Origin of the sequence: Pseudomonas sp. NFACC43, from assembly GCF_900119645.1 — a bacterium.
GTDB lineage: Bacteria > Pseudomonadota > Gammaproteobacteria > Pseudomonadales > Pseudomonadaceae > Aquipseudomonas.
Genome location: NZ_FPKK01000029.1, coordinates 1 through 15477, shown reverse-complemented (window position 1 = coordinate 15477; position 15477 = coordinate 1). Strand labels below are relative to the sequence as shown.

Sequence of the window (15477 nt, the reverse complement as noted above, 5' to 3'; positions counted from 1 at the left end):
ACCAGGGCGCGGCCCTGGCCCTGCAACTGCCCGCGCCCTTGAGTGCCCGGCTGCGCCGCTTCAGCCAGCAGCAAGGCCTGACGCCGTTCATGACCCTGCTGGGAGCCTGGTCGATCCTGCTGTCGCGCCTGAGCAATCAGGCCGAGGTGGTGGTCGGCACGCCAGTGGCCAACCGCACCCGGCGCGAAACCGAGGCGCTGATCGGCTTCTTCGTCAACACCCTGGCCCTGCGCGTCGACGTGCAGGCCCATGACCGGGTCGAACAGTTGCTGGCCCGGATCAAGCGCATCACCCTCGACGCCTACGGCCATCAGGACTTGCCGTTCGAACAGGTGGTGGAGGCGTTGCAACCGGAGCGCAGCCTCGGCCACAGCCCGCTGTTCCAGGCCATGCTGGTACTCGGCAACACCCCGCAGGACCAGGCCCTGGCCCTGCCCGGCCTGAGCCTGACCCCGCTGGCCCCGGCCACCGGCACCACCCAGTTCGACGTGAGCCTGTCCCTGAACGATGACGGCGACATCATCGCCGGCCAGTTCGAATACGCCACCGACCTGTTCGATGAAAGCACCATCGCCCGTTGGGGCCAGCACCTGCTGCAACTGCTCGATGCCATGCTGGAGGATGCCACCCAACCAGTGGCGACCTTGCCGCTGCTGGATGAGTCACAACGCCGGCAATTGCTGGAAACCTTCAACAGCGCCAGCGCGGTCCTCGACGAAGACCCGGCGCGCTTCCCCCATGCGGTCTTCGAAGCCCAGGCCGGGCGCACGCCGCAAGCCGTGGCACTGGCGGGCGACGGACAGACCCTCAGCTACGCCGAGCTCAACGCCTGGGCCAACCGCATCGCCCATGGCCTGATTGCCCTGGGTGTGCGGCCCGACGACACCGTCGGCCTGTGCGCCCGACGCAGTCCGCAGATGGTCGCTGGCCTGCTGGGCATCCTCAAGGCCGGGGCGGCCTATGTGCCGCTCGATCCGCAATACCCGGCGCAACGCCTGACCCATATGCTGGCCGACAGCGCGCCCAGGGCGCTGGTACGCCAGCAAGACCTGGACACCCTGCCGCTGCCGGCGGGCCTGGCCACCCTCGAAGCGGACAGCCCGGCGCTGCTGCAAAACCCGACCCATAACCCTGGGATCACGGACCTGCACTTCGGGCACCTGGCCTACGTGATCTACACTTCCGGCTCCACCGGGTTGCCCAAAGGGGTCATGGTGGAACATCGCGGCCTGCGCAACCTGCTGGACTGGTACCTGGACGACCTGGCCTTCCATGCCGGCGATGCGGTGCTGCTGGCCTCGTCCTATAACTTCGACCTGACCCAGAAGAACATTCTCGCCCCGCTCATGGTGGGGGCCTCGCTGCACCTGGCCGAAGAACCGTTCAACCCTGACGCCATCGTCGCCCAGATCGCCAGGGCGGGTATCAGCCATATCAACCTGTCGCCCAGCGCGTTCCACGCGCTGGTGGACGCCGACCGGCAACAGGCATTGGCGTGCCTCAAGCGGGTGGTGCTGGGGGGCGAGCCGATCCAGGTCGCCATGCTGGAAAAACTGCCGTTGCCGCGCCCGGCGATCATCAACAGCTACGGACCCACCGAGTGCAGTGACGTAGTGGCCTGGTACACCGCCGACCGCGACCTTGCCCATTACCGGAACCGCTCGATCCCCATCGGCCGGCCGATCCGCAACATGCAACTGCATGTGCTGGACGACCATGGACAATTGTTGCCGGTGGGCGTGTCGGGCGAGATCCACATCGGTGGCGTCGGGGTCGCGCGCGGCTACCTCAACCGCCTGGAGTTGACGACCGAGCGCTTCATTGCCGACCCGTTCAGCGACCGGGCCGGTGCGCGCCTGTACAAGACCGGTGACATCGGTCGCTGGTTGCCCGACGGCACCCTCCAGTACCTGGGACGCAACGACGACCAGGTGAAGATCCGCGGCCTGCGTGTCGAGCTGGGCGAAATCGAGGCGGCCCTCGCCGCCCTCGATGGGGTCCGGGAAGCGACGGTCGTCCCCCGCGACCACCAGGGCGGCGACAAACGCCTGGTGGCGTATCTGTGCGGCGAGCCGGCATCGGCCGAACAATTGCGCGCCGAGCTCCTGGGTCGCCTGCCCGGACACATGGTGCCCAGTGCCTTCGTGGTGCTGGACGCATTGCCCCTCACCCCCAACGGCAAGCTCGACCGTCGCGCCCTGCCCGAGCCGGGCCAGGACGCCTACGCCAGCCGGACCTACGAGGCGCCCCAAGGCGAGGTGGAAGTGGCTATCGCCGGGATCTGGCAGCAATTGCTGGGGCACGAGCGCATTGGCCGGCATGACGGGTTCTTCGAACTCGGCGGACATTCGCTGATGGCGGTCAGCCTCATCGAACGCCTGCGCGAACAAGGCTTGAACGCCGACGTGCGCAGTGTCTTCAGTGCGCCGACCCTGCGAGAACTGGCTATCGCACTGGGCGACAGCACCCACACCGCCTTCCAGGCACCGGCCAACCGCATTCCGGCCGACTGCCAGCTGTTGACCCCGGACATGCTGCCGTTGGTGAAACTCACCGCGCAGCAGATCGAGCGCCTGGTCGGCGCCGTGCCGGGCGGCGTCGCCAACGTCCAGGACATCTACCCCCTGGCGCCGCTGCAGCAAGGCATCCTGTTCCATCACCTGCTCGGACACGAAGGCGATGCCTACCTGGTGCGCTCGATGCTGGAGTTCGACGATCGCCAGCGCCTCGATGCCTTTATCGGCGCCCTGCAGCAAGTGATCGATCGCCACGACATCCTGCGCACCTGCGTGCATTGGGATGGCCTGCCCCAAGCGGTGCAAGTGGTACAGCGCCACGCGCGGTTGCCGGTGCACAGCGTCACCTTGAACGGACATCAGGACCCGCTCGGCCAGCTCGAAGCCTTGAGCGATCCACGGCAACTGCGCCTGGACCTGCGCCAGGCGCCGTTGATGCGTGCCTGCATTGCCCGGGATCCGCACTCCGAACGCTGGCTGCTGGCGCTGCTCAACCACCACATGGCCAGTGACCATGTGACCCTGGAAATCGTCCTGGAAGAGATCCACGCGATCCTCCATGGACAAAGTGAAAGCCTGGGCGCCGCACAGCCGTACCGCGACTTCATCGCCCAGACCCAGGCCACCCCGGCCGAGGTCCACGAAGCCTACTTCACCCGGCGACTGGCCGACGTCGATGCCCCTACCGCGCCCTTCGACCTGCTCGAAGTGCAGGGCGACGGCAATCACATCGAAGAAGCCAGCGTGCAACTGAGCGTCGAACTCAACCTGCGCCTCCGGGCCCAGGCCAGGGAACGGGGCATTACCCCGGCGACCCTGTTCCACGTTGCCTGGGCGCAGGTGCTGGCCCGCTGCACCGGGCGCGACGATGTGGTATTCGGCACGGTGGTCGCCGGACGCCTGCAAGGCTCCGCGGGGGCCGAACGGGCCCTGGGCGTGTTCATCAACACCTTGCCGGTACGGGTGTGCCTGACCGGTTGCGGTGCCAACGAGAAGGTCCTGGCGACCCACCGCGACCTGGTGGAACTGCTGGACCACGAGCAAGCCTCCCTGGCGCTGGCGCAGCGTTGCAGCGGCGTGCCCAGTGCGTTGCCGTTGTTCACCACCCTGCTCAACTACCGGCACCAGCGCGACGACAGCCAGTTGCAATGGCCGGGCATGCGTATCCTCGACAGCGCCGAACGGACCAACTATCCGCTGACCCTGTCGGTCAACGACTACGGCGATGCCCTGGGGCTGACCGTGCAAAGCGTCCGGGTGGTGGACCCGCAGCGTATCTGCGCCTTGATGCAACGGGCCCTGGAACAACTGGCCCAGGCCCTGATGTACACGCCGCAGATCCCTCTCATGCAACTGGACGTGTTGCCTCCAAAGGAGCGCACGCTGCTGCTGGAGACCTTCAACCAGACCCGGGTGGATTACCCGACGCACCTGTGCATCCAGCAACTGTTCGAAGAACAGGTGCGCCGGACGCCGGACGCCTGTGCACTGCTCGACAGCCGCACGCAGCTCAGCTACACCGAGCTCAATGCCCAGGCCAATCGCCTGGCCCATCACCTGCTGGCAGCAGGCGTCCAGCCAGGGGACCTGGTCGCCATCTGCGTCGAACGCGGTGTGTCCATGATCACGGGCCTGCTGGGGATCCTCAAGGCCGGTGGCGCCTACGTGCCGCTGGACCCGACCTACCCGGCCGAGCGCCTGGCCTCGATCCTCGACGACGCCCGGCCACGCCTGCTACTGGCCGATCCGGTGGGACGCACGGCGGTGGGTACGCTGCAGGAAGGTACCCGCTACCTGGCCATCGAACAGGCCCTGGCGGCCCAGGCCAACAGTCGCGATCCGCAACTGGACGGCTCGGGCCTGACCCCGGCCCACCTGGCCTATGTGATCTACACCTCGGGCTCCACCGGCAAGCCCAAGGGGGTGATGATCGAACATCGCAACCTGGTGGCCTCGACACTGGCCCGGGGCGCGGTGTACGGGCCGGCGATCGACAAGCGCTTCCTGTTGCTGTCCTCGATTGCCTTCGACAGCTCCGTGGCCGGGATCTTCGGCACCCTGGTAGGCGGCGGCACCTTGTGCATCCCGGATGCCGAGACCGCACGCGACCCCGAGGCCATCGCCCGCTTCATCGACCAGCAGGCCGTCACCTCGTTGCTGTGCGTGCCGTCCCTGGGCCGCCTGGTACTGACGAGCCTTGCCAGCGGTAACGGCCACGGCCACCTGCGGGAAATGATCGTTGCCGGCGAGGCCTGCCCGGCGCAACTGGTGCAGGAGTGCGCCGGGCTGGAGCCGGCCATCGCCCTGTACAACGAATACGGCCCAACCGAAGCCACCGTCTGGGCCACGGTACATCGCTGCACTGCCGAGGACCGGGGCACCGTGCCGATCGGCCGCGCCATCCCCAACAGCCGCCTGTACGTGCTCGACGAGCAGCGCCAACCGGTGCCCCTCGGCGTGCCGGGTGAGCTGTACGTCGGGGGCGCGGGTGTCGCGCGAGGCTACCTGGACCGTGCCCAGCTGAACGCCGAGCACTTCCTCGCCGATCCGTTTTGCCCTGGCGACGAGGCGCGGATGTACCGCACCGGCGACCTGGTGCGGCTGCGCGCCGACGGTGTGCTCGAATTCCTCGGACGCAACGACCAGCAGGTGAAGATCCGTGGTTTCCGTATCGAACCGGGTGAAATCGAAGCCCTGATGCTGACCCTGCCGGGGGTGCGCGAAGCCGCGGTCATCGCCCGGGAGGACACGCCTGGGGCGATGCGCCTGGTGGCGTACCTGAGTGTCGAGCCGCACCTGGCCGGTCGCAACGCCAGCAGCACCCTGCGGCCATACCTGACGTCGCAACTGCCGGACTACATGGTCCCGGCGGCGTTCGTGGTGGTGGAGCGGTTGCCGTTGAGCCCCAACGGCAAGCTGGACCGCCGGGCCCTGCCCGCGCCGCGCAGCGAAGACTTTGCCTTGCGCCAGTACGAAGCGCCCAACGGCGAGACCGAAGAGCTGCTGGCGCAGATCTGGGCCGACCTGCTGGGCGTGGAGCGGATCGGCCGGCACGACGACTTCTTCGAGCTCGGCGGTCATTCGCTGCTGGCCGTGCAAGTCACGCTGCGGGCACGGGAGACCTTCGCCGTCGAGGTGCCGCTGCGGAGTGTGTTCGAGCACCCGTCGCTGCTGGCATTGGCCGACCTGATCACCACCCTGCAACTGGCGCAGTTCGAGTCGGATGAATTGATGGACCTGCAACAAGAAATGGCTTCGCTGTCTGAAAGCGAACTGCTCGCTATCGTCTCCAAGGATGCTTAAAAATTGAACGAACATAACGATAGTCTCGACCAGTTGAAACGTGCCGCACTCCTGCGTCTGCTCAAGCAACGCGGCGCCACACGGGTCATCGAAACGGCTCATGAAGCCATTCCCGGCGCGGATCGCGACGCTCCCCTGGCGCTGTCGTTCGCCCAGCAGCGGCTCTGGTTCCTCGACCAACTGGACCCGACGGCCAGCGCCGCCTACCACATACCCGCCGTGCTGGTCCTGCGCGGCGCTCTCGACCGGACCGCCCTCAAGGCCGCCCTCGACCGTCTCGTGGCGCGGCATGAAAGTCTGCGCACCACCTTTCGTCGCGACGGCGAACAGCCGGTGCAGGTCATCGCCCCGGCCGATTGCGGCTTCGCCCTGGCCGAACATGACCTCAGCCACCTGCCCGCGGACGAAGCCGGACGCGAGGCACAACGCCTGGCCGAAGACGAAGCGGCGCAACCGTTCGACCTGCTGCATGGACCGCTGATCCGTGGCAGCCTGCTGCGCCTGGGCGACGCTGAGCACCGGTTGCTGATCACCCAGCACCACATCATTTCCGACGGTTGGTCCATCGGCATCCTGGTCAAGGAATTCGCCGCGCTCTATGGCGCGTTCAGCGCTGGACAGGCCGATCCACTACCGCCCCTGGACCTGCAATACGCCGACTACGCCGCCTGGCAACGCCAACACCTGGAGGGCGAGCGTCTCGACCAGCAGGTGGAGTTCTGGCGCGCCCAGCTGGCCGGCGCCCCGGCCCTGCTCTCGCTCCCCACCGATCGGCCGCGCCCGGCGGTGCAGAGCTACCGTGGCGAAACCCTGGGTTTCGACCTGCCGGTCTCGCTGTCCAGCGCCATCGTGCAGTTCGCCCAGTCGCGCGCCGCGACGCCATTCATGATCCTGATGGCGGCCTGGGCAGTCCTGTTGGCGCGCATCAGCGGCCAGCAGGACCTGGTGATCGGCACCGTTGCCGCCAACCGCGACCGCCAGGATGTGCAATCGCTGATCGGCTTCTTCGTCAATACCCTGGCCTTGCGCATCCGCCTGGAAGCCAACCCGACCCTCGACCAGGTGCTGCAGCAGGTCAAGCAGACGATGCTGGACGCCTCCAGCCGCCAGGACACACCGTTCGAGCTGGTGGTCGAAGCCCTCAAGCCGCCGCGCAGTGCCAGCCACAGCCCGGTGTTCCAGACCATGCTCTACACCAACGCAGGGGGCGCCGGCGGCCAGTTGCACCTGCCGGGGCTGGACCTGGAGTTCCTGCCGTCACGCAAGGACAACACCCAGCACGACCTGTCCTTGCACATCGACGAGGGCGGCCCGAGCCTGTCCTGCAGCCTGTCGTATTCCACCGCGCTGTTCGATGCCAGCACCGTCGAACGCCTGGCCAACCGTTTCGAACGCCTGCTGCGCTGTTTCACCGAAGCCCCGGACACCCGTATCGGTGCGTTGCAGCTGGATCCGGCGCTGGCCCTGCCCGATGTCGTCGCCCAGGCGCCCATGCCACAGCGAATGCCCTTGTCCTATCACCAGGAACGGCTCTGGTTCGTCGACACCTTCGAGAACGGTTACCTGTACGAAGCCAACCCGGTCTATCACAACATTCCCCTGCTGCTGGAACTGGCCGGCGAGTTGCACCAGCCGGCCTTGCAAACCGCCCTCGACGGGTTGCTCGCCCGCCATGCGATCCTGCGCTGCCGGGTGTCGAGTGACGATGGCGCCAGCGCCTGGCAATGCTTCGACGGGCCGGCGAGCCTGCCCCTGGAAGTGATCCAGGGCCAGCCGGACAACCTGGCGACCCTGGCCCTGGCCGAGACCCGCCGGCCATTGACCATGAACGGTGGCAGCCTGGTACGTGCCTGCCTGGTACAAGGGGACGAACACAACGCCGTCCTGGCGATCGCCGTGCACCACCTGCTGGCCGACCGTACCTCCATGCAACTGCTCAAGCGCGACCTGCTGGCTCTCTATGAAGCCGCCTGCGCCGGACGCAGCGCCGAACTGCCGCCCCTGTCCCTGACCTACGGCGACTTCGCCGCCTGGCAGCGGCAGTTGCCGGCGGCGCTCACGGAGAACCTGCGGGCCTACTGGGCCTATCAACTGCGGGGCAAGCTGCAGGCCCTGGAACTGCCGTTGAATCGTCCGCGGATGGCCGTGCATGTGTTCGCCGAGGCGACCCATGACTTCACCATCGAAGCGGCCTTGGCACGTCGCCTCGAAGCCTTGGCCCGGGAAACCGGCGTCAGCGCCGACAGCCTGGCCCTGAGCGCCTTCACCGCCCTGCTGCGACGCTACGCCGGACACGACGAACTGGTGGTCGGCACCACGGCCGCTTGCCGAGAACCGGCCTTGCGCGATGTAGTCGGGCCGCTGGACAACCTGCTGGTGATGCGCGGTCTCTGCGCCAGCGATACCACCTTGCAGGAACTCTGGGAGCAGACCGCCGACAACCTGAACCAGGGCCTGCGCCATCGCCACATGCAGTTCGACCAATTGGTGCTGGCCCTCAACCCGGCCAAGGACATGAGCCGCACCGCGTTGTTCGATGTGCTCTTCAATTTCCAGCGCAGCACCGATACCGGTGCCCTGGTCGCCGGCCTGGCGGTCAATACCCTGGAAACCAACCTGGGCTATGGCAAGAACGACCTACACCTGCTGATTTCGGCCGGCGAGCAGCAGTGGTCCGGGCATCTGGTGTACAACGCGGAGTTCTTCGACGCCGGCTTCATCGAACAACTGATGCGTCACTACGTGCGCCTGCTGCAAGCCTTCGTCGAGGACGCCGGGCAGCGCATCGATGACGTCAACCTGCTGGACGCCGCCGAGCGGCAGCGGCAGATCATCGACTTCAACGACAGCGAAGCGGCCTGGCCCGACACCCTGATCCTGCAGCAGATTTTCGAGGACCAGGCGCGCCAGCACCCGGAGCGCATCGCCGTCAACCTGGGCCAGGAACGCCTGAGCTATCGCCAGCTCAACGAGCAGGCCAACCGCCTCGCCCACCACTTGCGCGCCGCGGGCGTGCAACCGCAGGAACCGGTGGCCATCGCGCTGGATCGCTCGGTGCAGATGATCGTCGCCACCCTGGCGGTGCTCAAGGCCGGCGGTGCCTATGTACCCATCGACCCGGCCTCGCCCCAGGATCGCATCGCCTATGTGCTGCGCGACAGCGGCACGCGCAAGGCCATCGCTCGCCCGGACATGGCGCCGACGTTGCAGGCATTGGGCATCGAGGCCTTCGAAGCCAACCCGGACAACGGCGCCAGCAGCGCCAACCCGCCTTGCGTCAATGCCCCGGACCACCTCTGCTATGTGATCTATACCTCGGGCTCCACTGGCGAGCCCAAGGGCGCGCTGCTCGAACACCGCAATGTGGTGCGCCTGCTGCACACCAATCGCCCGGACTTCCAGTTCAGCGCCGACGACGTCTGGTCGCTGTTCCACTCCAACGCCTTCGACTTCTCGGTCTGGGAAATCTTCGGCGCGCTGCTCTTCGGTGCGCGCCTGACCCTGGTACCCGACGCCTTGCGCCGTGATCCCCAAGCGTTGCTGGACTTCCTCGAAAGCGAACAGGTCAGCGTCCTGAACCAGACGCCTTCGGCGTTCCATCAGCTCAGCGCCGCGGCGTTGGCAGCCGCGCACGTGCGCCTGGAACGGCTGCGCTATGTGATCTTCGGTGGCGAGAGCCTGGAGCTGGGCAAGCTCGACGCCTTCCACCGCGCCTTCGGCCACGTGGCCCTGGTGAACATGTATGGCATCACCGAGACTTGCGTCCACGTGACCTACAAGGCCATCGGCGCGGCGGACATCGCCGCCGGCATTTCCAACGTCGGCCGGCCGATCCCCACCACCGTGGCCTATGTGCTCGACGCCCGTCAGCGCTTGCTGCCGCTGGGAGTGGCCGGGGAAATCTGTGTCGGCGGGCTGGGCGTGGGCCGGGGCTACCTGAACCGTCCGGCACTGACCGCCGAACGCTTCATTGCCGATCCGTTCCGTCCCGGCGAGCGACTGTACCGCTCCGGGGACCTGGGCAAACTGCTGGACAACGGTGAGATCGTGCATCTGGGCCGGATGGACGCCCAGGTGAAAATCCGCGGTTTCCGCATCGAACTGGGCGAGATCGAAGCCAAGCTGCTGGCCTGCGACGGCGTGCGCGAAGCCCGGGTGCTGGCGCGTGAAGACGCCAGCCAGGGCAAACGCCTGATCGCCTATCTGATCCCCCGTCCCGGGGCGGTGCTGGAAGTGGCCGCCCTGCGCAAGCAGCTGGGGGCCACCCTGCCCGACTACATGATCCCGACGGCCTTCGTCAGCCTGCACGCCTACCCGCTCACCGCCAACGGCAAACTGGACCAGGATGCCTTGCCGGCACCGGACCTGGACGCCATGTCCGATCGCGGCTACGTCGCCCCCGAGGGGGCCACTGAAAAGGCCCTGGCACAGATTTTCCAGGAGCTGCTGGGCCTGGAGCGCGTCGGCCGCAGCGACAGTTTCTTCGAACTGGGCGGGCATTCCCTGCTGGCGGCGCAACTGGTGGCTCGGGTGCGCCAACAGCTGGGCGGCGAGCTGATGTTGCGCGAATTGTTCAGCCATCCCACCGTGGCAGAACTGGCGCGGGTGGTGGGCAACCTGCAAAGCAGCGCCATCGAGCCCCTCGAACCGGCCGACCGCAACGCACCGCTGGCGCTGTCGTTCGCCCAGCAACGCCTGTGGTTCCTCGACCAGCTGGACCACGCCGCCAGCGTCGCCTATCACATGCCCGCCGCCCTGCACCTGCGCGGCCACCTGGATCGCCACGCCCTGCAACGCGCCCTGGACCGTATCGTCGCCCGCCACGAAAGCCTGCGCACTACCTTCGAACGCCATGGCGAACAGCCGGTGCAGATCATCGCCCCGGCCGACTGCGGCTTCGCGCTGGCCGAACAGGACCTGAGCGCGCTGCCGTACGAGCAGGCCAGCCTCAGTGCGTCGCGCATCGGCAACAGCGAGGCCCTGGCGCCGTTCGACCTCAGCCAGGGACCGCTGATCCGTGGGCGCCTGCTGCGTTTGGCCGATGACGAACACATCCTGCTGATCACCCAGCACCACATCATCTCCGACGGCTGGTCGGTGGGTATCCTGGTCAGGGAACTGGCCGCCCTCTACCGGGCGTTCAGCCAGCAACAGCCCGATCCCCTGCCGGCGCTGCCGATCCAGTACGCCGACTACGCCGCCTGGCAACACCGGACCCTCAGCGGCGAACGCCTCGCCCGGCAGGCCGACTTCTGGCGCGACCACCTGGCGGGGGCGCCGGCGCTGCTGTCGTTGCCCACCGACCGCCCACGCCCGGCGACGCAAAGCTACCGGGGCGGCGATGTGCCGGTGCAGATCCCGGCGGCATTGCGCCAGCGGCTGGAGCATTTCTGCCAGGCCCACGACGTCACGCTGTTCATGGCGCTGCTCAGTGCCTGGTCGGTGCTCATGGCCAGGCTGGGCAACGAGCGGGACGTGGTCATCGGCGTGCCGACGGCCAACCGCGGCCGTACCGAAACCGAACAACTGATCGGCTTCTTCGTCAACACCCTGGCCCTGCGGGTGGACCTGACGCAGAACCCCAGCGTGACCCAGCTGCTGGCGCAGATCAGACAGACGACGCTGGCCGCCCACGAGCACCAGGACATTCCGTTCGAGCAGGTCATCGAAGCCGTGCAGCCGCCACGCTCGCTGAGCCACAACCCGCTGTGCCAGGTCGCGCTGTCCCTGGACAACACCCCGGGCGGCACCGAGCTGAGCCTGCCCGGCCTGACCCTGATGCCCGTGGCCCAGGCCCATGAAACATCGCAGTTCGACCTGATGCTGACCCTGGGCAACGACGGCGGTACGCTGGCCGGTGTGATCGAGTACGCCAGTGACCTGTTCGATCGCAGCACCGTGGAGCGGTTCGCCCAGCACTTCCAGACCCTGCTGGCGGCCATGGTCGAAGACGTCGAGCAACCCGTGCTCGGCTTGCCATTGCTCAGCCCGGCACAGCGCCAGGCTTCGCCGGCGGTACTGCCGCCCAAGGCTGTCTTTGCCCCCGGCCTGCTGGTTCACCAACGCTTCGAAGCGTTCGCCAGCGCCCAGCCCCGGGACAACGCCCTGGTCTTCGGCGAGCAGGAACTCAGCTATCAGGCGCTCAATCGCCGGGCCAACCGCATCGCCCGGCAACTGCTCGCCCAAGGGGTACGCCCTGACGACCGGGTAGCGATCCTGGCCCGGCGCGGCGTGGAGATGGTCTGCGCGGTGCTGGCCGTGCTCAAGGCCGGCGCGGCGTACGTGCCGCTGGACCCGGCCTATCCCGCCGAGCGCCTGGCCTATCTGCTGGACGACAGTGCCCCGGTGGCCTTGCTGGCGCAGCCGGATTGCCTGGACGCCCTGCCCGCGCACCGAGTGCCATGGGTGAGCCTGGACGACTACGTCCCGGCCGCCGACCTGGCGGACGATTCGCTGGATGTGAACCCGCTGGCCGACGACCTAGGCCTGACGTCCCGGCACCTGGCCTACGTGATCTACACCTCCGGTTCCACCGGGCTGCCCAAGGGGGTGCTGGTGGAGCATGGCAATGTCGCCCGGCTGTTCGACGCCACCGCCGAGCTGTTCAGCTTCGGCAGCGACGACGTGTGGACGCTGTTCCATTCCTTTGCCTTCGACTTCTCGGTCTGGGAAATCTGGGGCGCCCTGAGCTACGGCGGCAAGCTGGTGGTCGTGCCGAGCGAGATCGCCCGCTCCCCCGATGATTTCTACGCGCTGGTGTGCCAGCACCAGGTCAGCGTCCTGAACCAGACGCCGAGCGCCTTCCGCCAGTTCATCGAAGCCCGGGAACGCAGCGACCGGGAGCACAGCCTGCGGGAAGTGATTTTCGGTGGCGAGGCTCTGGACTTCCGCAGCCTGCGGCCGTGGACCGCTCGCACGGCGCTGACCCGGACCCGCCTGGTGAACATGTACGGGATCACCGAGATCACCGTGCACGCCACTTACTACCCCGTCAGCCAGGATGAAATCGACGCCGGCGCTCCCAGCCTGATCGGCCCGCCATTGCCCGACCTGTGCCTGCGCATTCTCGACGACTATGGACAACCGGCCCCGGTGGGCGTCGATGGCGAGATCTACATCGGCGGCGCCGGCGTGGCCCGGCATTACCTCAACCGCGACGAGCTCAATGCCCAGCGGTTCATCGCCGACCCATTCGCCAGCGAGCCCGGCGCGCGGCTGTATCGCACCGGCGATATCGCCCGCTACCGGGCCGACGGCGGCGTGGTCTATGTGGGCCGCAACGACTCACAGATCAAGATCCGCGGTTTCCGCATCGAACTGGGAGAAATCCAGGCCCAGCTGTTGGCCTGTGCCGAAGTCCGCGAAGCCCTGGTCACCGTGCGCGAAGACCAGCCCGGCGACAAGCGCCTGGTGGCCTACCTGATCGCCCATGACGGGGTCGTCCCGGAGTCGTCCGCCTTGCGCAGCCAACTGGCGAGCGTGCTGGCCGAACACATGCTGCCCAGCGCGTTCGTGACCCTGACGGCCTGGCCGCTGACCACCAACGGCAAGCTGGACCGCAATGCCCTGCCGGCGCCGGATGCATCCGCCACCGCCAGCCAGCATTACGAAGCCCCGCTGGGGCCGGTCGAAAACACCCTGGCAAGTGCCTGGCAGGAACTGCTGGGGGTCGAACGGGTGGGCCGCCACGATCATTTTTTCGAACTGGGTGGGCATTCGTTCCTGGTCATCAGCCTGATCGAGCGCCTGCGCCAGGCCGGCCTGCAACTGGACGTGCGCACGGTATTTTCCGCCCCGACCCTCAAGGCCATGGCAGCCGTCCTGGCCGGTGGCGACAATGCGCGACGGGCCGTGCCGGAGAACCTGATCCCCACCGGCTGCACCGCCATCGAACCGCAGATGCTGCCCCTGGTCACCCTCAGCCAGGGGGAAATCGAGCAGATCGTCGCCGACGTTCCCGGCGGCGCCGGCAATGTCCAGGACATCTACCCCTTGTCCTCGTTGCAGGAAGGCATCCTGTTCCACCATCTGTTGCAGTCCGAAGGCGATGCCTACCTGATGCGCACCGTGGTGACCTTCGCTCGGCGCCAGTTGCTCGACGATTTCCTCGCCGCCGTGCAGGTAGTGATCGACCGCCACGATATCCTGCGCACCGCCTTGCGCTGGCAGGGCCTGCCGCAACCGGTGCAGGTGGTGCATCGCCAGGCCCGGCTGCCGGTGGTGGCCCTGGAGTGCGCCCCCGGCGAAGACGCCCTGCAGGTCCTGCGCGACCATACGGACACCCATCACCTGCGACTCGACCTGCAGCGGGCGCCGCTGATCGCGGCCTACATCATCCACGATGAACCGGGTGACCAGTGGCTGCTGGCGCTGCTCGACCATCACCTGGTCAGCGACAACGTGACCTTGCGCCTGATCATGCTGGAGATCCAGGCGGTGCTGGCCGGCCAGGCCGACAGCCTGCCGCCGTCCCAGCCGTACCGTAACTTCATCGCCCAGGCGGCCAGCGTGTCCCAGGCCGAACACGAGGCCTACTTCCGTCGCCTGCTGGCCGATGTCGACTCCACCACCGCGCCTTACGGCGTGCTGGATGTACGAGGCAACGGCGCCGGGATCAAGCGTGCGGTCCGCCCTCTGGGCGATGAACTCAGTGCCCGGGTGCATCGCACCGCGCGCCAGCAAGGGGTGCCGACTTCGGTGCTGTTCCACGCTGCCTGGGGCCTGGTGGTGGCTGCCACCAGCGGCCGCGACGACGGGATCTTCGGCACCGTGCTCTCGGGTCGCTCCCAAGGCACCGCCGGGGCCGACCACGCCCTGGGCATGTTCATCAACACCTTGCCCATGCGCATTCGCTTGCAGCAGCACACCGTCAGCGACATCGTCCGTGACGCCTACCAGCAGCTCAGTGAACTGCTGACCCACGAGCAGGCATCCCTGGCCCTGGCCCAGCGATGCAGTGCGGTGGACGCCTCGCTGCCACTGTTCACGGTGATCCTCAACTGCCGGCATGGCGACCTGGTGAACGCCTCCGGGGAAAACGTCGAGGACATGGGCGAGCAGGAAGGCATGCACTTCATTGCTTCGGAAACCCGTACCAACTACCCCATCGAAATCGCCGTGGCCAACGTGGGCAATGGGTTCTCCCTGACCGCCCAGTCCATCACCGGGATCGATCCGCACCGCATCGCCGCCTACCTGGCCCAGGCCGTCGCCGCCCTGGTGCAGGCCCTGGAGCAAACCCCCGAGCGCCTCGCCAGCAGCCTGGACGTGCTGCCCGACGACGAGCGCCAGTTGCTGTTGCGCGACTTCAACCGCACCGCCACCGACTTCGGGCCGGCCCAGCCGATCCATGCCCTGTTCGAAACCCAGGTCCGGCTCGCCCCCGACGCCGTGGCCCTGGTCTGCGAAGACCGCCAGCTGACCTACCGCCAGCTCAACCGCCGCGCCAACCACCTGGCCCGCCAGTTGCTCGCCCTCGGCGTGCAGCCCGATCAACGGGTCGCCATCTGCGCCGAGCGCAGCCTGGACATGATCGTCGGCCTGCTGGGCGTGCTCAAGGCCGGCGCGGCCTATGTGCCCATCGACCCGGCCCACCCCGCCGACCGCATGGCCTTCATGCTCCAGGACAGCCAGCCACTGGCGGTGCTGACCCAGTCGG

The 15477-nt window shown here is 67.5% G+C and carries 1 protein-coding gene and 1 pseudogene; both read left to right on the top strand.

The features are described 5' to 3' along the window. Window positions 1–5819: non-ribosomal peptide synthetase (locus BT179_RS26115; RefSeq protein ID WP_072449294.1), on the top strand; the 5819-nt coding region annotated here is incomplete at its 5' end. A 123-nt stretch (window positions 5820–5942) separates the two neighbouring features. Beyond that, a pseudogene (locus BT179_RS26110) lies at window positions 5943–15477 on the top strand (amino acid adenylation domain-containing protein); the annotation flags it as partial.